The organism is Bacteroides sp. K03 (assembly GCF_019734355.1).
Classification (GTDB): Bacteria; Bacteroidota; Bacteroidia; order Bacteroidales; family Bacteroidaceae; genus Bacteroides; species Bacteroides nordii.
Genome location: NZ_JAASHC010000038.1, coordinates 24,858 through 45,741, shown reverse-complemented (window position 1 = coordinate 45,741; position 20,884 = coordinate 24,858). Strand labels below are relative to the sequence as shown.

Genomic DNA, 20,884 nt, shown 5'->3' with positions numbered 1-20,884 from the left:
ACACGTATCGACAGAAAAACGATCATATACATAAAACTTAACACCACACACGTATGTACTACACCATCCGATTTCAACTCAAACCCTTTCTGGCGGAATACCTGTACGGACACTTCGCCAACGTCACCGACAAAGGCGTCATCCACCTGCCACCCCGTAGTTACCTCAGCAACAGCCTGCACGAATTGCTCGGCAAACGCCCCTGTAACGCGCCGGCACGAGAGGCCGGAAATCTTTGCCTGCGCCTTCCCAATCCACACCGGGGAAAGTCGGCCACAAGTTATAATTATCTCACCCAAAGCAATATCCGTATCTTTGAAAGCCGCGTACAACACCTTTTTCACGCCGAGCTCTTTGACCGCATGCTCACCGACCGTCGCCAACAAGGTATCTCGTACGCCGAATCCGTACGATGCTTCATAGAGCGTTATCACATAGAGTCCATCAGCGAGGAAGGGCTGCTCAAAGCCTTCTGGCGCTGGCGGAAAGAAGTACAACGCAACCCATACGCATAGCACAGCACATTATTCAAATCAGTATGATAATGAGCTAATATGCCAATGTGCCAATGTGCCAATTGGCTGCGCTGTATACCGCATGGCATTGGCATATTGGCACATTGGCATATTGGCTAATTATTCATACCTGATAAGACATGAGCAAAACTTCCACAGAGTTTAAATCTTTATTGAAACACAGATAAACGCAGATTTTCGCAAAGGGAAACAAATCTAAGATAAAGAAATACAGTCTTTTAATCTGGGGTCATCTGTGTTAATCCGCGTTTCATCAGATAAATAATACTCGGTGGAACTCTGTGCGACTCTATGGTGAAAACACATTGGCTTATTAACAAATTATTTATCAACAAAGAAATGCGTCCGGTCCGCATTGTTTTTCAAAGTAAAAGCCATACCTTTGTTTTGCTCTAAATAAAGAAGGAAGGAGAATCATTATGGAAAGTTATTTGGAAGATAGATACATACGCTTTGACTGGGCCATTAAACGCCTACTACGTCAAAAGGCAAACTTTGGTGTTCTCGAAGGTTTCCTCACCGTATTCCTAAAGGAAAAAGTGACTATCATGGAAATACTCGAAAGCGAAAGTAACCAACTGACTGCTGACGATAAATTCAACCGCGTAGACATCAAAGCGCGCAACAGTAAAGACGAAATCATCATCATCGAGATACAAAACACGCGCGAACTTTACTATCTGGAACGCATTCTGTACGGAGTGGCCAAAGCCATCACCGAGCATATCTCGCTGGGCGAGGCATACTATCATGTAAAGAAGATCTATTCCATCAGCATTCTGTACTTCGACATAGGCATCGGCAGTGACTATCTGTATTACGGACAAAATAACTTTATCGGTGTACACACCGGCGACAAGCTGCAAGTCAACGTCAAGGAAAAGAATGCGATTGTGACACGTATGCCTGCCGATATTTTCCCGGAATATGTTCTTATCCGCGTCAATGAGTTCGACCAGGCAGCCGTTACGCCTCTGGAGGAATGGATGAGCTACCTGAAAAGCGGAGTGATACGTCCTGATACCAAAGCTCCCGGCCTGGAAGAAGCACGTGAGAAATTGAAATACTACTCCATGACGCCACAGGAACGCTTGGCTTATGACGAACATCTGAATGCAGTGATGATTCAGAATGATGTCATCGATTCAGCCAAATTGGAAGGTAGAATGGAAGGAAGAATGGAAGGAAGAGAGGAAGGAAGACAGGAAGGAAGACAGGAAGGCTTGGAAGAAGGGGCAGAAAAAGAGCGTCTTTCTAATGCCCGAAAGATGAAAAATAAAGGATTGGATTACGCAACGATTACTGATATCACCGGTTTGACTTCCGAAGAGATAGCCAATCTATAAAGACGGGAAAAAGACCTGTTTTATCATAAGCCTTGCAAACTGCGAGAATATCAACCCGTAGCTTGCAAGGCTTTTAAGTTCATTCATATTTGCCTCATTTCCGCACAATTTAATAAACCAAAACGCATACCACATTATCACACAGCTTCCCCTGCCAACGAGGAAAGCCGATGTATCACCCTACGCAGTCAGCCACCAATCCTCAACTGTCAACAAAATAATCGGTCCGAATATCTCTTTACTTTACTATATATTTATATCTTTGCAGACAGGAATACGAAGCGTCACATTCCTACCTTATTAAAAAACATTATTGAAGCGTTATGCTCTTTCTTGCAATCGGAAACCTAGGAAATTTTCAAATGCATACAAAGAATGGCATAGTAGTTTCTCACGTTCATGCGTGGGTCTGCTGTCTGTTTATGTATGTATGCATGGGTTTTCCTAGGACCTCCGATTACTATAAATAGCACGCAGTTCCACGCTTTATTTATTTTAACGCTTTTATAGGAACTGGAGAAGCACAAACAATACTTTATATTATGAAACAAAGCTTACTATTAGTGGGTCTGATGTGCCTGGTAACCGTCTGTACATGGGCCAAAGACATGACCGTACTAATTACAGACAGCAAAGACCTGCCCATTCCAGGGCTGCAAGCAACCATCGGCGGAATCGGTTCCGACGGAGCAGGAGATTACACCACAGACGCAAACGGCAAGTTTGTAGTCAAGCGTAGCAGTTTGAACTTCCTGCAAATGCAGATACAAGGGGTGAATGAAAACCTGGAACTCGTATGGAATGGCGACAATGCCCCCGTTGTTGTAAAACTCGAAGGCTATTACTGGCTCACTCTGGCATTGAAAGGACTGGAACCCGAACAGTATTCCCTGTTCACAGGCATAGACCTCTTTCCCGACAAAAACTCCCTTTACGAAAAGACGCATATTGATGTAAAATGGACGGACAGCGGTACCTTCAGCTTTCTCTACAAGGGCGAACAGCTGTATTGGGAACTTACCGGGAACGTTTCGGGAGTGACCTCCGTCAGCACAATAGACGTAAAAGAGCTGACTGACGGCCGAATGGAAGTAAACAACCCGCTGGCCGGAAAACAAAAAATGACAGTAGCCATCAAAGACGAAGCCAATGCGTTATGCCCCGGACTAATAACCATCTCATCCGGCTCACAGCAATCTTACGAACAGGTCATCACCGCCCAGGCAACCGATATCTATCTACCCAAAGGCAGCTATAAAATCAGCGCAAGAGTAACAGGCAAAGATGTCTACTACATCCCCATCTACCGGGAACTTATCTTAGCAGATATTCCTATCGAGCAAACGTTCAGCTACGAAACGGGCAAGAAAGTCACCGTCCGCGTACTCGATATGGACGGGCTTCCGGCGAAAGAGGCAATCGTGAGCCAACTGATTCCCTCCGACAACTACTGGAACGGGCAAAAGACGAATGCAAAGGGAGAAGTGGCGTATATAGCAACAGCCGGCACTTATACTTACCGCGTATTGGCAGTGATCGGGACAGACGAACAGGGTTATAGCCCTCTCGAAGGAGAAATGGTAGTAGGTAACCAGGATATGATACAGGAGATCTCTTACAAAGATAGGTACTTCCGCATCAGTCTGAACATTACCCCCGGCAGTTTCATGACAGCCCCCGACCAACTGAGTGTAATGATAGCAGGCAATACTGTAACGTACAATGAACAGACCAAACTCTATTCCACCGTTTTAAGAAAATCGGACGACGATTCATTTTATACATATGAAGTCCATTATCCGGACATGTTTATCAGAGAGGGAAAAATACACGTCAGTCAACACGAAACGATCTCCATCTCCTTTGACGATTATCGTAAAGTGACGTTTACATCGAGTGACATCGAAAAATATGCACTGTCGGATATTTCCGTCAATGCGATCGAACAAGGGATGGTATACGGTTACGAAGCAGATCACGGATATTACCTGCCGGATGGTACATATGAAATATCGGCAACAATCATCGACCGGGCCACGCAAGAGTCGTTCCCCGGTATCAGCAAACAACAGTTTACGGTAGCCGGAGAAGACATGACTATGATCTACATACTCAACGAAAACGATTACCATCAGGTCACCATCAACGTGATCGACAGAACCGGTAACCCGATGGCGGGAGCAGGCGTTGCAATAAGTACGAGAGACAATACGAATATGTATACGGCAGACGAGCAAGGAGTAATCAAGCTGCATCTACCCGATGGTGCGTATACATGCAAAGTGAATCTCACAGATTACGTAACACAGCAACGCTCGTTTGAGGTAGCCGGAGCAAATATACAGTTCGACCTCTCTTTTGAAAACTACAAGAAACTGACATTCAAAGTAAACGGTGACCTGTTGGAGAAATTCAGAGGAGAATATGGATATGGTATCCCAAAACTCACCTTAGTTAACCATGCAATAGCAGACCAATATACGCTTACCTTATTCAACGGAAATCCCACAGACGGATTCACCGGATCTTATTATCTGCCCGCCGGCGATTACACTTATAGCCTTGAGATGGTACAGAACCAACGTATAAATACATCCGCAACGTTAGTGAAACTGGATACGGATAAAACTGAAACAATCACATTATCGACTGCGGACTACCAGAAAGTGGCGTTGAACGTAGTTGATGAAAACGGCACAACATGGCCACTGATAGCAGACAACTCCTCCATTCGCATCTGCCACAGCACGCATAAGGACAAAGACGCATACATCTATTTGCTTTATGCAAATACAGATGGTAACTTTATCAATATTTATCTGCCTCACGGAGAGTATATTGCCAAATTCAAAGACGATTATTCTTACACTGCAAGCATATCAACTGCAGAATTCATCGTTGCAGACCAACCGCAAACTGTAACTTTAACACACAAAGAGGCGAAAGAAGCGTCACTCACCATTAAGGTAAAAGAGATGCCCGGACGCAACAGATATTGTGAGGTAATATTTTATAATGGCGGAATCTCCGCCGGGAGATACGGAATTGAGACGGAAGGCAGCGCAGGCGAAACAACGGTTAAACTTCCCGAAGGAACCTATACTTATCGCACAGACGTACCCGAAGGCAAAGAAATATCCGGCACCATCACACTCCCTGCCAGCAAGGAATTGGTGCTCGACTACAGCACCTACCAACGCCTATACGTGGATGTTCAGGACGAAAACAGGCAACACATAGACGAGAGCATTGAAATTGTCGTATACCAGGACGACAAGCTCATTTACTCTGACAACAGTAGTAACATATCCGCCTTCTTCCCGGCAGGAGTCTATCAGGTACGAGCCTGGTGTGAGGGATACAAAGCCGTCAGCCAATCCGTAACAATAGGCGAAGAGAGTCAGAGCATCATCCTGACGCTCCCCAAAGAGACAGCCAACACCTACACCGTTTATTTCCAGTTAGGTGATTGCTATGATTATCAATACATGCCGGAAGGCGCCACCGTCAACCTCGAAGGTTACGGAAAACTACCAACATTAGACGATGGGCAGGTTACCTTTACGGATGTCATAGCAGGAGATGTTTCTTACACCATTTCCGCCCCGGGATATACACCATTGAAAGGTGTGGTGAACGTCTCCGCCGAAAAGGCAAAAGACTATGGTTATGTACCGGTATTTGCACTCCTGCAGCCTGTACCCACCGGAATCGGAGAAACGCCGATAGCAACAAAAGATTTCAACATATGGATGGCCAACGATTATCTGCATATCAACGCTAACAGCACCTCCACCGATCTGTGGACTCTGCAATTAGTATCTTTGAATGGTAGCCTTGTCTACACAAACAAGCAACGCCTGGAAACAGAAAACAGCATTTATATCGGAAATAACCCTAAAGGCATCTATCTGTTCGTACTCAGCAACGGTAAGCAACGAATAGCTTACAAAGTGATAAAGAACTAAGTATTAAAGGGAGAGTTGAGAAAGGAGAAGGGGCTGCGCTGTGGCAGTACACCTCCCTTCTAAATTCTCAATTTTCCCTTCTCCATTCTTCCCTCCTCTCCCTCTTTAATGCCATTCAATACCTCCCTTCTTATTCAGTTGAGAGTTAGCTGCTCTATTATCTGCATAGTACTTCTCCCTTTAATTATCACCGCCCTTATGATCCATTCTGTCCGACTCGTTACCCGCACGGGGAAACGCAGTGTGCCTCAGCAACAATTAATCCACACAACAATCTAAATATCAACAAGTTACATGCAAACAAATGGTATCATCACCCGTCCTTCTTACTCCCCTCAAACATGCTTATATTTGTAGTGTTATTAATAACAGAGAACACAAAGTATCACGATTGTATCACTAAAAAAGAAAGGAGCTTATCATGGCTATCTTATTCAAAAAAGTAACAAGACTATCCGATCTCAGTGACAAGAACTCGCCTAAAAAGACGTATCCGCAGATCACCTATCAGTACAGCAACTCGGCTACGCTGAACGAAATCGCCAAAGAAATCAGCAGCAATGCCGGTGTCAGTGAAGGAGAAACAATCAGTGTGTTGAAAGACTTCCGCACACTGCTGAAAAAACTGCTGCTGACAGGCCGCACAGTGAACATCGACGGATTGGGCTACTTCTTCCTCGCCGCACAAAGCAAGGGAACAGACCTCCCGGAAGACTTCACAGCTGCCGACATCAGAGGGCTACGTATCTGTTTTCGCGCCGATAGCGAAATCCGCCTGAGTACTTCGACCAGCACACGTACCGACGGGCTGGTATTGAAAGATGTAGACCGTATCAACGCCGAAAAACCCGACGGTGACAGCGGTGGTGGCGAAGGCGAAGGTGAAGATCCCAGCGTATAGCCCATTATGACCAGTTCTGACATTCTGGCTTTCATCTCCGCCCTGGGCGGGATGGAAGCCATCAAATGGGGCTTGAATTGGTTGGTGAACCGAAAGACGGAAGCACGCAGAAGCGAGGCTGGAGTAAACAGCCTTGAAAATGAAAACCACCGTCAACAGGTGAACTGGCTCGAAGAGCGGATAGTGCAACGGGATACGCGCATAGATACCCTGTACAACGAATTGCACAAAGAACAAACCGAAAAGCAAGAGTGGATAAACCGCTGTCACGAAGCAGAAATAACTTGCAAGGAACTGGAAGCAAAACGCTGCTTTATCCGGGGATGCCCCAACCGGCAACCACCATCGGAATATTAACCCTCCCCATTCTTTAGTACAAACCTTTTAATAGCACAAAACGCATGAGAACAATAGACTCTATCATCATCCACTGCTCCGCTACACGTAGCGGAGTGGACTTTACAGCAGCCGACATAGGCCAATGGCACTGCCGACGCGGATTCAAAGAGATAGGTTACCACTGTGTCATCCGCCTGGATGGAACCATTGAAAAGGGCCGTTCCATAGAAAAAGAGGGTGCTCACTGCTACGGTTGGAACCGGCAAAGTATCGGAATATGCTACGTAGGTGGTCTGAACACCAACGGACAACCCACAGACACAAGAACACCGACACAAAAACAAGCCATGAAGCAACTCATCACCGAACTGCAACAGCAGTATCCTGCCATACGCTACGTCATCGGGCATCGCGATACATCGCCCGATCTGAATGGAAACGGACACATCGAACCTGAAGAGTACATCAAAGCCTGTCCGTGTTTTGACGTACGAAAGTGGCTGAAGGAAACGGAGGTAATGGTATGAAAACGGCACAACGTATCGGTGTGTTATTGCTACTCGCAGCAGTATCGGGATGTGGCAGTCGGAAAGCGCTTACCCGGACGCATTACGCAGAGCGTGACTCCATCATGGCAATCACACAGAAAGAGGTGAGAAACACCCGCCAATGCACCGACAAACAGACCGAAGTCATCGAGACGTTCAGCGAGGCGACAACACTAATGATACGAAAAGACACGACAGGCTTAAAACTCACCCGCACAGTGACCTCCCGAAAAAAGCAGCACACGAAAAGCAGCCGGCAACAAGAACAATGGCAACAGACGGACACTACACAGTACCTCCGGAAACAAATCCGGACAGAAGAGAACGAAAAGGAAACTCAAAAGCGTAGCGGGTCTGTAGTACCGTACGTCATCGTCCTGGCAGGAATTCTGGTGCTGCTATTACTATTCAGGAGAAGATATCGCTACTTCTGACAAGCCGAAACAACACGAGCACAAAGAAAGAGAGGCTGCTGCAAATATTACTTTGCAACAGCCTCCGCTTATTTACACTTCAAGTTATAATCTTAGAAAAGAATTATCATTTAGCCAGTTCGTTGATTACATCCATAATCTTTTGTCCGATTTCCTCGGCAGCTTCCATCGTTGAAGCCTCGCTATACACACGGATTATCGGCTCTGTATTGCTCTTACGCAAATGTACCCACTTATCGGCAAAATCAATCTTTACACCGTCGATGTCATTGATTTCTTCATTCTTATAGATCTCTTTCACTTTGGAAAGGATGGCATCTACATCAATTTCCGGGGTAAGATCCACACGGTTCTTTGCTATAAAATAAGGAGGATAAGTAGCACGCAACTCACTCACCTTCTTTCCTTCATGAGCCAGATGACTCAGGAAAAGGGCAATACCTACCAAAGCATCGCGCCCATAATGGCTGGCAGGATAAATCACTCCACCGTTACCTTCACCACCAATCACGGCATTGGTAGCTTTCATCTTAGTCACCACATTTACTTCGCCCACAGCCGAAGCACTGTATTCCATTCCATATTTGCGAGTCACATCGCGCAATGCACGGGTAGAACTCAAATTAGAAACTGTATTACCCGGAGTATGTTTCAATACATAATCGGCTACAGTCACCAGCGTATATTCTTCACCATACATCACACCGTTCTCACAAATCATAGCCAGGCGGTCAACATCAGGGTCTACCACAAAAGCCACGTCTGCCTTACCACCTTTCATAAGGTTCATTATATCACCCAGATTTTTCTCAAGCGGTTCGGGGTTATGGGCAAAATTACCAGTAGGTTCACAATAAAGCTTCTCTACATGCTTTACGCCAAGGCGTTCGAGCAATTCGGGAAGAATAATACCTCCTACAGAATTCACACAATCAATAGCCACGCGGAAATCAGCTTTCCTGATAGCTTCCACGTCCACCAGATCAAGTGCTAAAACACTGTCAATATGTTTTTGATTGTAAGTAAGATCTTTACGATAAGAACCAAGATGATCTACATCTGCAAAGTCAAACTCTTCAGCTTCGGCAATACGAAGCACTTCGTTGCCTTCGGCTGCATTCAGAAATTCACCATGTTCGTTAAGCAATTTCAGCGCATTCCATTGCTTGGGATTGTGCGAAGCTGTCAGAATGATACCACCACAAGCACCTTCCATCGTCACAGCCAGCTCTGTTGTAGGAGTAGAAGCAAGATCAATATCCACTACATCCCAGCCCATACCCATAAGGGTGCCGACTACCACGTTCTTCACCATTTCGCCAGAGATACGTGCATCACGGCCTACTACAATTTTATTACTTGTAGATTTGCATGTTCTACGAATCAGCGTAGCATACGCCGATGTGAATTTCACAATGTCAAGCGGGTTCAATCCCTCGCCTGCACCTCCGCCGATCGTTCCGCGGATTCCAGAGATAGATTTGATTAGAGTCATAAGGATTTAAATATCGGTAATTAAAGTTAGTTCTATCAGTGTAGTATCAATAGATAGAGAATCTATGTATATCATAGAAATAAGGAAATACTTTCTGCTGTGCATAAGAGTGTCCACTCTTCGACGGCACAATCAGTCTGACATGTGCTCCATCTTTAATATACTGTAAAGCCATCAACCAGCCGGCAGGAACTGAGGTTCCATACTGACCGCCAATCGTTACGTCCCAATAATATTCGGAATCAAGCCCCGGCTCCTGAATAAACTGCCCGTATATACTTGTTCCGCTTATCGTATAACGAAACCCTGTAGGATAATTATTCATAGGCGGATAATATTGATTATCCACATTAGAAACAGAAGTTGGTTCTCCGGTTAAAATATCGACTTCTTTAAAGCGGGTAAGGATCAGGTTACCGGTTTCAAACGGAAGAGCAGCTTCAAGACTGGGATAAGGTTCAGATGCAGCACGCGGAGTCCCGTAACGTTGTACAATCTGCATATAAATACCATTAGAGAAGGCAACATACTGATTCTTGCCCGGATACTGAACCGGATACCCGTCTTCACATTCTGTAATCGTATCCTTTTCGAATTCCTCTACGGTAATTACTTCAATATTATTCTTTTTAATAAAGTCATTGACACCGTCTCTCTCTTCTTCGAGCATCTCAGCATAGGTTTTCGTGTCATCACATGCCTGAAAAAAGGCTCCAAGAGCCAACAGGGAAATAAATAATAATATAAGTTTCTTCATTCGTCTGTATCTTAACTATATGGTCCGTACAAATGTACCGTAATTTAGTTGAAAATTGAGAGTTAAAAGTTGAAAGTTCAAGTCTTTTAACTTATTTAGTTATTTAATTGACAGTTGACGGTTTACAATTGACAGTTGACAGTTGACAGTTGACAATTGACAATTGACAATTAGCTGCGCTATCACACTACATAGTAGCTATCAACTGTCAACTGTCAATTGTCAACTGTTAACTGTCAACTGCTCTGAGTATTTTTCCAAAGCCCGTTCAAATACTTCCTTTGCCTCATCTATCGTACCATAGAATTCACCACCCGAAGCATTCAGATGGCCACCGCCATTAAAGAATTCGGCAGCCACTTTGTTACAGGGAAACGTTCCTACAGAGCGTAAAGATATCTTAATCATCCTGGTTTCCGTATCTTCACGCAGAAAACAAGAAAAGCAGACATTCTTAATGGAAAGAGGTATATTGACAAAGCCTTCGCTATCACCTTTAATATAATCAAACTGGCTTTGTTCATCTCTTGTCAAAGAAATCAATGCCGAATTATACTCACGATAAACTTTCATATTCGACAAAACATACCCCATCAGCCTCAGACGGCTCTCCGAGTAAGTGTTGTATACTTTTCTATAGATATCATCCTTATCAATCCCTTTCGACAGAAGCTCACTAATAATGAAGTATATTTCACGATTATTGGAATTATAAGTGAACCCTCCGGTATCTGTCATCATACCGGTATAAATACATTCGGCTCCTTCCAGAGAGATATCACTGAAGTATCCCATACGACAGATTAACCGGAATATAAGTTCGGAGGTAGAAGATATTTCCGGATGTGAGATAATAATCTGACAGAATTCTTCGGGGTACAGATGATGATCGATCATTATTTTACGGGCAGGTGAAGCGGCTACAGCATCTCCCATTTTCTCGATCCGTTTCAAAGCATTAAAGTCCAGACAGCAAATCACATCTGCCTCAGCTATCAGCTTATCAGCAAATTCCTTGTAACGGTCGTACAACAAGATATCCTTGCTACCCGGCATCCATCTCAGAAAATCGGGAAAGGCATTGGGTACAATCACGTTTACAGTCTTATCCTGTGAATCCAGAAAATGGGCAAGCCCCAAAGAAGATCCTATTGCATCGCCATCAGGAGATACATGGGATACAATCACTATTTTATCAGCACGTTCAAACCATTTTGTGAAATGATCTATCTTAGCTTGTTCTATTACTTTAGTCAGCATAATAATTATGTGTCAATACGCCAATGGGCAATGTGCCGATGACCAGACACGCTTGTTTATGGATTAATATTCTATTTGCTTATCATTCTTAAATTTGGCACATGGCATATCAGCACAATTGCCATATTACCGTCCGGCAAAATTACGATAATTCTTCGTACTTAAAGCAAAAACTCAGTAGAACCTTCATCTGAGAGTGATATAAAATGAACTCCTTGCTGCTGACACTCCATTTTATATGCCTGTAAACGACGGTAAGAAAGAGAGGCATCAAGAATCACATTATGAATGACAAACAAGTCGGTCAATTCACGCAAATGTCCGTCATAGCCTTTGCATACGTAAAGATAATCAATAGATAACGGCTGTAGGGTCGTTTTGTTTCGCCAGTAATTATCATTCAACACACAAACCCTGCAACCGGAAAAGGAAAGAAGGTGATGATCGTAAACCAATGCAGGGCAGGTATAATCGGCAGTAACAGGTTGAGGAGGCTTCAATCCCTGGCGGCTCCATCGCTTTGAAACAGCCTTGTACAACCGGGACTCATCCGGCAAACTATCGGCATAAGCCAACCAGGAAGATCCGCTGGACGCAACACAATGAACCACCGGACAATTGCGGACATTATAAAACACAATGCTTTGCCGGGGACGGTCGATGACTCTCATCGACACATGATAAATACAAACAAGAAATATACAGGAAAGACAGATAACAAGACGCTTTCCCGTACGTGAAAACAGATACCATCCTCCCAAAATCAAAACCAGATAGAATCCGAAAACCTCCGGAATATATACCCATACCCCATCAACAGATGCCCACGGAAGCTGCTCTATCCAACGGACACAATGGTTCAACGCCCCAACCAGCCCTCTCAGTGCTGTCGCTGCAAATTCCTGTAGAAAAGGCAGAGGATTCAATAACAACATAATGACGGCTATATACATTATAAGTGACACCAACGGTATCACCAATAAGTTGGTCAGCAGAAAATGGGTAGAGAAGCGGGAAAAGTAGAGGAGCACCAGTGGAGCTGTGCCAATCTGCGCAGCAATAGAAACGCTCATCAATCCCCGAATGTACCGTCCGACGCGGAAATCCGACACAGGAATCAATCCGTATATACGAGGTTGCATCAATAGAATAGCGGCTACTGCACAAAACGAGAGTTGGAAACCCACATCAAATAGCCAGGATGGTCGACAAAGCAACATAAAGAAAGCCGCTATCAGAAGAATATTCAGCGAAAAACTGGTTCGCCCGGACAACCCTGCCAAAGCAAACAAAGAAAACATAACTACCGACCGGACTACCGAAGCAGACAGCCCTGTAAAAAAGGCAAAGGCCCAAAGAAATAAAAGAATCAGTAAAGTACGTAGCAAAGCCACCATCCGCCATCGCTCAGGCAGCCACCGCAAACAGAAACAAAGCAGCAAATATAGAAAACCTATATGTAAACCGGATAAAGCAAGTACATGACTTGCACCGGATATGGAATAAGTTTCGCGGATATCTTCACTTAGCTCCTCTTTATAACCGATGGTGAGGGCTGAAAGCACAGCAAAATCATCTCCCCGAAATCCAAGGCGACGATAAACGGACAAAACAGACTCCCGGCAATCCATTGCTTGCTGACGAAATGAGCGCATGGTACCCCGTGAAATCACCTTCCAGTTATCTGCGTAAGCAAATCCAATAGCAGTCACCTGTCTGCGGGACAAGAAACGGGCATAGTCAAACTCGTCCGGATTGCCATTATTCACCGGAGGAGAAAGTTTGGTATAAACCAATAGTTCATCCCCACTACGCAAGTGTTCGCTCAAAGAATCTTTAGTGAAATAAAGGAGAGCTTTATGATCCAAAGCAAGCCGCCCGGAAACAGAATCAATCTGTTCTATCAACAGTACGCGGCAAAGCACACTTCTCTCTTTCGCCTGCGGTTGCTCCGTAACAATCAGCCTATAGGCCGTCTCTTTTTGTGGAAACACAGATCCAGCTTGGCGTAATTCCCGGTTCATCAATCCGACACCCAAAGTAAAACAAAAGAGAAGGAGGCAGCTCCCAAAGAGCCAACGCCTGGAGTAACGTTTCCGGTTAAAGAAGAAAATCAGCCCTCCGAAAGACAGAAGGAAAAGTAAAGAAACGCCAGAGGCAATCCCTTCGGACTGCCTCTGGAAAAAAAGTTCATCGCCACAATAAATGCCCACAACTAAAGGGCATAACAGGCGTAAAAAAGGATAGCGATGCAGCCAGGCAAAGAGCATTAATTATAGCTCTTTCAGCTGGTGGATCATCTCTTCAGGGTTTTCGGCGGCAAATACTGCGTTTCCTGCCACCAATACATCGGCACCGGCAGCCACCAGACGTGCACCGGTTTCAAGATTTACCCCACCATCTACTTCAATCAAAGCTTTTGAGCCCGTACGTTCTATCAATGCACGTAGCTCACGAACCTTCTCTACGGAATGTTCAATAAATTTCTGCCCCCCGAAACCAGGGTTAACACTCATAATGAGCACCATGTATACATCACGAATAATATCCTGAAGCATTGCGACGGGCGTGGCTGGATTTATGGTCACTGCCGGCTGCATACCTGCTTCCCGGATTTGCTGCACCACCCTGTGGAGGTGCGGACATGCTTCATAATGCACATTCATCACATGAGATCCTAACGCTTTCACCTCCTGAATAAATTTCTCCGGTTGTACAATCATCAGATGTACATCAAGTGGTTTCTCACTTAGCTTAGCCACATACTTCAATACCGGAAATCCAAAAGAGATATTAGGCACAAATACGCCATCCATAATATCAATATGAACCCAGTCGGCTTCGCTACGGTTTAACATTTCAACATCTTTCGCCAAATAAGCAAAATCTGCAGAGAGAATAGAAGGAGATATCATTGGTTTCATGAGCTTGTTTTTATTACAAATTTAATACAATGATACAAAAGTAGAGGGAATAAACGGAAGTAACAAATTTATCCCAAAATAATCCCTTGTAACCCTTGTGGCAATTGTTGTTCCACATAATAGTTACCGGCAAAAGAACGTAGAAAAGCCAGCGTTTGTTCACTGACCCGGGGCCTCTTACTTTCCACCGAGTTCTTTTCTTTGGGACACTGTTGATGAGAGGGAGTAGTTTTTTTATTCATAGGCCTTATACACTAAAAGGTTTGTTTCCTTTAGAACGTAGGAAACAAACCTTTTAGTATATAACAAGTTAGTTAAATTTAATCAACGGTAAGAACGACTCCGTTCTTTTCGGCCATGCGACGAAGGTTAAGGATAGCATAACGCATACGCCCCAGTGAAGTATTGATACTTACACCTGTCTGCTCTGCTATCTCCTTGAAACTGAGATCCTGGTAGAAACGCATATATACCACTTCGCGTTGTTCATCTGGCAGGAATTCCATCAAACGGCGTACGTCAGATAATATCTGCCGATTTACAATCGTATTCTCTATCGTCCCTTCTGCCAGACCGATATTATTCAGAATGTTCACTTCCGGCTCATCACAAGACACCAGATTCTCCGATTTCTCCTGACGGAAAGAGTCTATAATCAAGTTATGGGCAATACGCCGCAACCAAGCAGAGAACTTACCATTTTCATTGTAACGTCCCTGACGGATAGTAATAATTGCCTTCATAAAAGTTTCTTGAAAGATGTCTTCTGTCATCTCGGAGTTGCGTACAATATAATAAATATAAGAGTACAACTTGTCCTTATACCTATTTAGAAGTACATTAAATGCCTGATTCTCTCCTTCGGCATAGAGAGAGACTAACGTTTCGTCAGCCTTGTTGTTCCATGTGTTCATTACGTATGCGATTAGATATAATTAGCGTAACGTGTTTCTATAGGCATTCACATTTAAAGAGTTAATAATGGGCAAAGAAAAGGAATCTTAGTGAAAGAGCCAAAAGAAAAGAGAAATATTTTTAATGGGAACCATATTATTAACTCATTGACGTGCAGTTTCTACTGCGGAATACTCATTAATGAGGGGATTTACGATTAGACGATTAGATGATTTACGATTAGACGATGTACGATTGAAGTTACCTTTTAATAGCCTGTTTCAGTAATGTAAAGCAGACTAATCCCAATCGTACATCGTAAATCGTCTAATCGTAAATCATCTAATCATCTAATCGTAAATCCCTTCATTATTGTTCTATTACAAGTCACTTCATCCTCATATCCCCGGTAATTTTGTAACCACGCAACAGTTCTTCTGTCCTAAGCCGTTTCTTGCCGGGGAACTGCAAAGCAAGAATGCCTATAAAACCATCCGTAACAGCTACTTTGAGAGATTTCTTTCCGTCTGTCACGATTGTACCCGGAAGCAATTGATGAGTTTCGGATCGCTTTTCACTCTCAAAAATCTTCACTACAACAGGTTCGCCCGAAGGATTTATGAGTTCAGTCCATGCTGCCGGATAAGGGGAAAGGCCACGAATGAAATCATAGATACGTTTTACAGGCTGATTCCAGTCAATCCTACAGGTTTCTTTAAAGATTTTAGGAGCTGGACGTAATTCTCCTACTACAGCCATTTCTTCCTGTGGAATAGGTTTCACAGTACCCGCTAAAATGGCATCTACTGTCTCTATAACAAGCCTGCCACCTAACATCATTAGTTTATCATGCACGACTTCTACATTATCCGTATCTGCAATCGGAACGCGAACTTGTTGGATGACTTCTCCCGTGTCGATTTCGTGCTTCAGGAAGAAAGTGGTAATACCTGTTTCCGTATCGCCGTTGATAACCGCCCAATTGATAGGAGCAGCACCACGATATTGGGGAAGCAGAGAAGCATGCAGGTTAAATGTTCCCAAACGGGGCATATTCCAGACAACTTCAGGCAGCATACGGAAAGCAACTACGATTTGCAGGTCGGCTTTCCATTCACGCAAAGCTTGCACAAAGCTTTCATCCTTCAGTTTCTCCGGCTGCAACAAAGGCAGATTATGGTCTAATGCAAACTGTTTGACAGGGGAGAACTGGATTTTATGACCACGACCTGCCGGTTTATCGGGCATGGTAATCACACCAACCACATTGTAACCACCTTCGACGAGGCAACGCAAACCCTCCACTGCAAAATCGGGAGTTCCCATATAAACGATTCTTAAATCTTCTTTCTTCATAAATAATAATGTGACAATACGACAATATGCCAATTGAGAGTATTAAATAATATGACAATACAACAATGTGACAATAGCCCAGTTATATTACAACTCTATTATAACGCAGCCAATTGGCACACTGGCATATTGGCACATTGAATAATTATTCTAGTCCTCCGAGAAATGTACCAACACCTGCCGGTATGAATTAAATATCTTTGATTTCGAGACGAAGCCCAGATACTTGCCTTCTTCGTTCACCACAGGCAGATTCCAGGCCTTTGTATCATCAAAGGTCTGCATCACCTGTTCCATACCATCCGTATCAAACAGTTTGGCAGGGGCCGATGTCATCAGTTTATTCACCGTGAAACGATGATAAAGTTCTTGCCGGAACATGATGTTACGAATATCGTCCAGCAAGACAATGCCGAGCAATATGCCACTCTTATCTGTTACAGGAAAGATATTACGATGTGAAGCAGCAATGGCTTTAACCAACTCGCCCAAGTCCATCTCCGGATGGACTGTTACGAAATCATTCTCCACCACATTCTCCATCTTCATCAGCGTCAGTACAGCCCTGTCCTTATGATGGGTCAACAACTGCCCCCTCTTTGCCAAACGCATGGAATAGATACTGTGCGGTTCGAAAACAATGATAGTCAGATAGGAACTGACGGAGACAATCATCAATGGCAGAAAGAGGTCATAACCACCCGTCAGCTCGGCGATGAGAAATACTCCCGTCAACGGGGCATGCATCACTCCGCTCATCACGCCAGCCATCCCCATAAGTGCAAAGTTCTTCTCGGGCAGATAGGCTGAGAATGCAAAGTCATTGCTGAAGTGTGAAAAGACAAATCCTGCAATACAACCTAAGTAGAGCGAAGGTGCGAAGATACCACCGCACCCCCCTCCTCCGTTCGTTGCACTGGAGGCAAAGACTTTCAACAGGATAATCAGTATCAGGTAGACTTGCAGCAGATTGCCGTATCCATAGAACAGGGAGTTGTTCATCACCGTATCCCAGTCGGCATTACTCGTACCGTTCAGCAAGAGGTTGATCGTATCGTAACCTTCGCCATAAAGCGGTGGGAAAAGGAAGATGAGTACACTCAGCATCACCCCTCCCAGGGCCAGTTTCTTATAAGGATTGTTGAGTTTGCCAAAGACGCCTTCCACCGAATTCATGGCACGGGTGAAATACAACGAGATTAACCCACAGAAGATGCCCAGCAGAATAACGAAAGGGATACGTTCCAGTTCAAACGCCTGATCGAGGTGGAATTTGAACATCGCTTCCGTGCCGGTGGTGATATAAGAGACCGTAGCAGCCGTCACTGCGGAGATGAGCAGGGGCAGTAGTGAGGACATCGTCAGATCGATCATGAGTACCTCCAGCGTGAATACCAACCCGGCAATAGGCGCTTTGAAGATACCGGCAATGGCACCGGCAGCACCACATCCCACAAGCAGCATCAGCGTGCGGTGTTCCATCTTAAACACGCTTCCCAGATTGGAACCGATGGCCGATCCCGTCAGCACAATAGGTGCCTCCGCTCCAACCGACCCACCAAAGCCGATGGTAATGGCGCTGGCAATGGTAGACGACCACACATTGTGCCGTTTGATGCGTCCCTGCCTCCGGGAGATGGCATACAGTATCTTGGTAACTCCATGGCTGATATCATCTTTCACAATGTTCCGCACAAACCATCCGGCCAGAAAGATACCTACTACCGGATATACCAGATAGAGGTAATTCACCCCCGTTGCACTAAAGTTGTCGGTAAGGAAATTCTGTATCGAGTGGATCAGGAACTTCAATATCAATGCAGCAATCGCTGTGAAAATACCCACCAGAAAACTAAGGATAAGAATGAATTGCTTTTCCTTAATATTGTTTTCACGCCAATGAATAAAATGCTGTAGCAGACTAATCTTTTCTTTTTCCATATTTCTGTCTAAATGCCTTTGCCGATCCACACTTCTCTGACGGTTGCCAATAGAATTTTCACGTCGAGCCAAAAGCTATAGTGTTCTAAATAATAAAGGTCGTAACGGGAACGTTCAATCATTTTCTCTATCGTGTTAGCATACCCGAATTTCACCATTCCTAAAGAGGTAATCCCTGGCTTCAGGTTAAATATCCGTTTATAGTCCGGGGTCTTCTCCAATATTTGTTGTACAAACCAAGCACGTTCGGGGCGTGGTCCGACAATGGACATATCTCCCTTCAAAACATTCCAGAACTGCGGCAATTCATCCAAATGATGTTTACGCAGTGTCCGGCCAAAAGCTGTCACCCGCTGATCATCAGAAACAGCAAGCAACGGTGTCCCATCTTCCGCACCTGTCACCATGGTACGAAATTTCACCATCCGAAAGGGGACACCTCCCTTTCCCAACCGCTCTTGCTGGTAAAAAACGCTACCCACTCCCTGCATGCGAATGCGGATAGCAATATAGAGCAGTAATGGGCAACATAGCAACAGCACCAACGCTGCCACCATATAATCCACCAACTGCTTCATCTATTCACGGATAATCTTTATCACTCCGCCTTTATCAAGTTTAATAATGCTCGATGGTTTGGGACGACTGATGTCATCCTGGCGAAAGCCTACAATATAATCTACCTGTGATTTAACGTCATCACTTATTTCACTGAAATTGGCCGGCGAAGGCTGTCCGCTGATGTTGGCCGATGTCGACACAATTGCCTTGCGGAATTGCTGGCAAAGACGACGGGAAAAGTCCTCACTGGTCACACGGATACCTACGCTGCCATCTTCGGCAAGCAGGTTCGGAGCCAGATTGCGGGCCCCCGAATAAATTATAGTAAGTGGTTTGTCGGCCAGTTCTATTAGGTCCCATGCCACTTCGGGCACATCCTGCACATAAAAATCCACCTTTACGGATGAGTCAACCAGAACCAACATCGCTTTACTGTCTGCACGCTTCTTGATTTCGTACACACGGTGCACCGCATCAGGATTGGTCGCATCGCAACCCAATCCCCAAATCGTATCGGTAGGATAAAGGATAACCCCCCCCTCCTGCATCACCTGACAGGCTTTTTTAATATCTTCTATCATTTCTTGATTTATATCTGATAAGAGTAACGCGCAAAAATACTACTTTTGCATGGTAATAACAAAGTTTAAGAGAAAACAAATGGAAGAAATTAAGTTTCGCCACACCCTGCCTATACAACTACGATTCAATGACGTAGACAAATTCGGTCATGTCAACAACACGGTTTACTTCTCATTCTATGATCTTGGCAAAACAGAATATTTTGCCTCTGTCTGCCCCGGAGTGGACTGGGAAAAGGATGGAATTGTCGTTGTCCATATAGAGGCCGACTTCCTGGCTCAAATCTTTGCATCGGACCACATTGCCGTACAAACGGCTGTTTCGGAGATCGGGACAAAAAGTTTTCACCTCATTCAGCGGGTGATCGATGTAGAAACCGGAGAGGTAAAGTGCATCTGCACATCCGTGATGGTAGCATTCGATTTAGATAAGCACGAATCGAAAGCGCTCACCGAAGAGTGGATAGATGCGATTTGCAAATATGAGGGCAGAGATGTGAGGAAAAGGAGACAGGAAAACAAGGATTAAAGGGCAGCATTTGTCAGTATTTTAATACACTAATTTCTGATAAGCAAGAGATAGGTAGAGTAAAAACGTGGAAATAGAGGTGGAAAGCATCCTTTTCAACCCACTGTTTATCAATACATTGCAAAGTATATTCCTCGGCTCCGGGGAGGAGACTGCTCCCCGGAGCCGAAGGGTGCGCTCCCCGGAGCCGAGGACGTTGCTCCCCGGAGCCGGGACAACCGAAAGTTTGCCGGGGGTTAGAAAAGCAGAGTTGGCAACGGAAGGCGTTTACTCTGATGTAATAAATATTCAACTAACGCACCTTTATCATAGGATGTCTATTCTTGTATGGTAATGAATATGTTTCACCACAGAGTAACACAGAATTCCACAGAGTAGTATTTATCTGATGAAACGCGGATTAACACAGATGAACCCAGATTAAAAGACTGTAGTTCTTTATCATACATTTATTTCCCTTTGCGAAAATCTGCGTTTATCTACGTTTCAATAAAGATTTAAACTCGGTGGAACT

19 protein-coding genes are annotated in these 20,884 nt (G+C 44.5%); 8 read left to right on the top strand and 11 right to left on the bottom strand.

The features are described from left to right. Positions 1-53: 53 nt before the first annotated feature. From HCG69_RS18650 to HCG69_RS18620, 7 genes are all read left to right on the top strand, one after another. Positions 54-515 (top strand): hypothetical protein, encoded by a 462-nt coding sequence (locus HCG69_RS18650; RefSeq protein ID WP_221651275.1) that lies wholly within the window; start codon positions 54-56, stop codon positions 513-515. A gap of 440 nt (positions 516-955) precedes the next feature. After that, positions 956-1,882 carry an Rpn family recombination-promoting nuclease/putative transposase gene (locus HCG69_RS18645; RefSeq protein WP_221651274.1) on the top strand — a complete coding sequence of 309 codons (927 nt, stop codon included), beginning with the start codon at positions 956-958 and terminating at the stop codon, positions 1,880-1,882. A 542-nt stretch (positions 1,883-2,424) separates the two neighbouring features. Next, on the top strand, positions 2,425-5,850 hold the full coding sequence (locus HCG69_RS18640; RefSeq protein WP_221651273.1) for a T9SS type A sorting domain-containing protein: 3,426 nt from the start codon (positions 2,425-2,427) through the stop codon (positions 5,848-5,850). 421 nt (positions 5,851-6,271) lie between these two features. Next, a complete protein-coding gene (locus tag HCG69_RS18635; RefSeq protein WP_221651272.1) occupies positions 6,272-6,751 on the top strand; it encodes an HU family DNA-binding protein in 480 nt (159 codons plus the stop codon). A 6-nt stretch (positions 6,752-6,757) separates the two neighbouring features. Beyond that, positions 6,758-7,108 carry a hypothetical protein gene (locus HCG69_RS18630; RefSeq protein ID WP_221651271.1) on the top strand — a complete coding sequence of 117 codons (351 nt, stop codon included), beginning with the start codon at positions 6,758-6,760 and terminating at the stop codon, positions 7,106-7,108. Positions 7,109-7,152: 44 nt separating this feature from the next. Beyond that, positions 7,153-7,617, top strand: a complete 465-nt coding sequence (locus HCG69_RS18625) for an N-acetylmuramoyl-L-alanine amidase (protein ID WP_221651270.1) — start codon at positions 7,153-7,155, stop codon at positions 7,615-7,617. Further along, a complete protein-coding gene (locus HCG69_RS18620) occupies positions 7,587-8,072 on the top strand; it encodes a hypothetical protein (RefSeq protein ID WP_221651269.1) in 486 nt (161 codons plus the stop codon). Before HCG69_RS18625 ends, HCG69_RS18620 begins: the two co-directional genes overlap by 31 nt. 106 nt (positions 8,073-8,178) lie before the next feature. Here HCG69_RS18620 and glmM read toward each other — a convergent pair whose 3' ends face one another. The 11 genes from glmM to HCG69_RS18565 all read right to left on the bottom strand — a co-directional run bounded on the left by glmM (position 8,179) and on the right by HCG69_RS18565 (position 19,841). Beyond that, on the bottom strand, positions 8,179-9,567 hold the full coding sequence (gene glmM, locus HCG69_RS18615; protein WP_221651268.1) for a phosphoglucosamine mutase: 1,389 nt from the start codon (positions 9,565-9,567) through the stop codon (positions 8,179-8,181). 46 nt (positions 9,568-9,613) lie between these two features. Beyond that, a complete protein-coding gene (locus tag HCG69_RS18610; RefSeq protein ID WP_221651267.1) occupies positions 9,614-10,324 on the bottom strand; it encodes a DUF4827 domain-containing protein in 711 nt (236 codons plus the stop codon). A gap of 222 nt (positions 10,325-10,546) precedes the next feature. After that, a complete protein-coding gene (locus tag HCG69_RS18605; protein WP_221651266.1) occupies positions 10,547-11,584 on the bottom strand; it encodes a bifunctional oligoribonuclease/PAP phosphatase NrnA in 1,038 nt (345 codons plus the stop codon). Positions 11,585-11,745: 161 nt separating this feature from the next. Next, complete coding sequence (locus HCG69_RS18600) at positions 11,746-13,854, bottom strand: ComEC/Rec2 family competence protein (protein ID WP_221651265.1); 2,109 nt, start codon at positions 13,852-13,854, stop codon at positions 11,746-11,748. A 3-nt stretch (positions 13,855-13,857) separates the two neighbouring features. Further along, positions 13,858-14,508: a ribulose-phosphate 3-epimerase gene (gene rpe / locus HCG69_RS18595; protein WP_221651264.1), complete on the bottom strand. Its 651-nt coding sequence runs from the start codon at positions 14,506-14,508 to the stop codon at positions 13,858-13,860. Positions 14,509-14,576: 68 nt separating this feature from the next. After that, positions 14,577-14,750, bottom strand: a complete 174-nt coding sequence (locus tag HCG69_RS18590; RefSeq protein ID WP_002562562.1) for a hypothetical protein — start codon at positions 14,748-14,750, stop codon at positions 14,577-14,579. A gap of 78 nt (positions 14,751-14,828) precedes the next feature. After that, positions 14,829-15,422, bottom strand: a complete 594-nt coding sequence (locus HCG69_RS18585; RefSeq protein WP_002562563.1) for an RNA polymerase sigma factor — start codon at positions 15,420-15,422, stop codon at positions 14,829-14,831. A gap of 367 nt (positions 15,423-15,789) precedes the next feature. Continuing rightward, positions 15,790-16,758 carry a methionyl-tRNA formyltransferase gene (fmt, locus tag HCG69_RS18580; RefSeq protein ID WP_221651263.1) on the bottom strand — a complete coding sequence of 323 codons (969 nt, stop codon included), beginning with the start codon at positions 16,756-16,758 and terminating at the stop codon, positions 15,790-15,792. A gap of 150 nt (positions 16,759-16,908) precedes the next feature. After that, a complete protein-coding gene (locus tag HCG69_RS18575; protein WP_221651262.1) occupies positions 16,909-18,699 on the bottom strand; it encodes a chloride channel protein in 1,791 nt (596 codons plus the stop codon). Positions 18,700-18,707: 8 nt separating this feature from the next. After that, on the bottom strand, positions 18,708-19,277 hold the full coding sequence (locus HCG69_RS18570; RefSeq protein WP_221651261.1) for a sugar transferase: 570 nt from the start codon (positions 19,275-19,277) through the stop codon (positions 18,708-18,710). Next, positions 19,278-19,841, bottom strand: a complete 564-nt coding sequence (locus tag HCG69_RS18565) for an L-threonylcarbamoyladenylate synthase (protein WP_221651260.1) — start codon at positions 19,839-19,841, stop codon at positions 19,278-19,280. Between the two features lie 79 nt (positions 19,842-19,920). On the opposite strand from HCG69_RS18565, the gene HCG69_RS18560 reads away from it, so the two are divergent. After that, on the top strand, positions 19,921-20,370 hold the full coding sequence (locus HCG69_RS18560; protein WP_221651259.1) for a thioesterase family protein: 450 nt from the start codon (positions 19,921-19,923) through the stop codon (positions 20,368-20,370). The last annotated feature ends 514 nt before the right edge of the window (positions 20,371-20,884 follow it).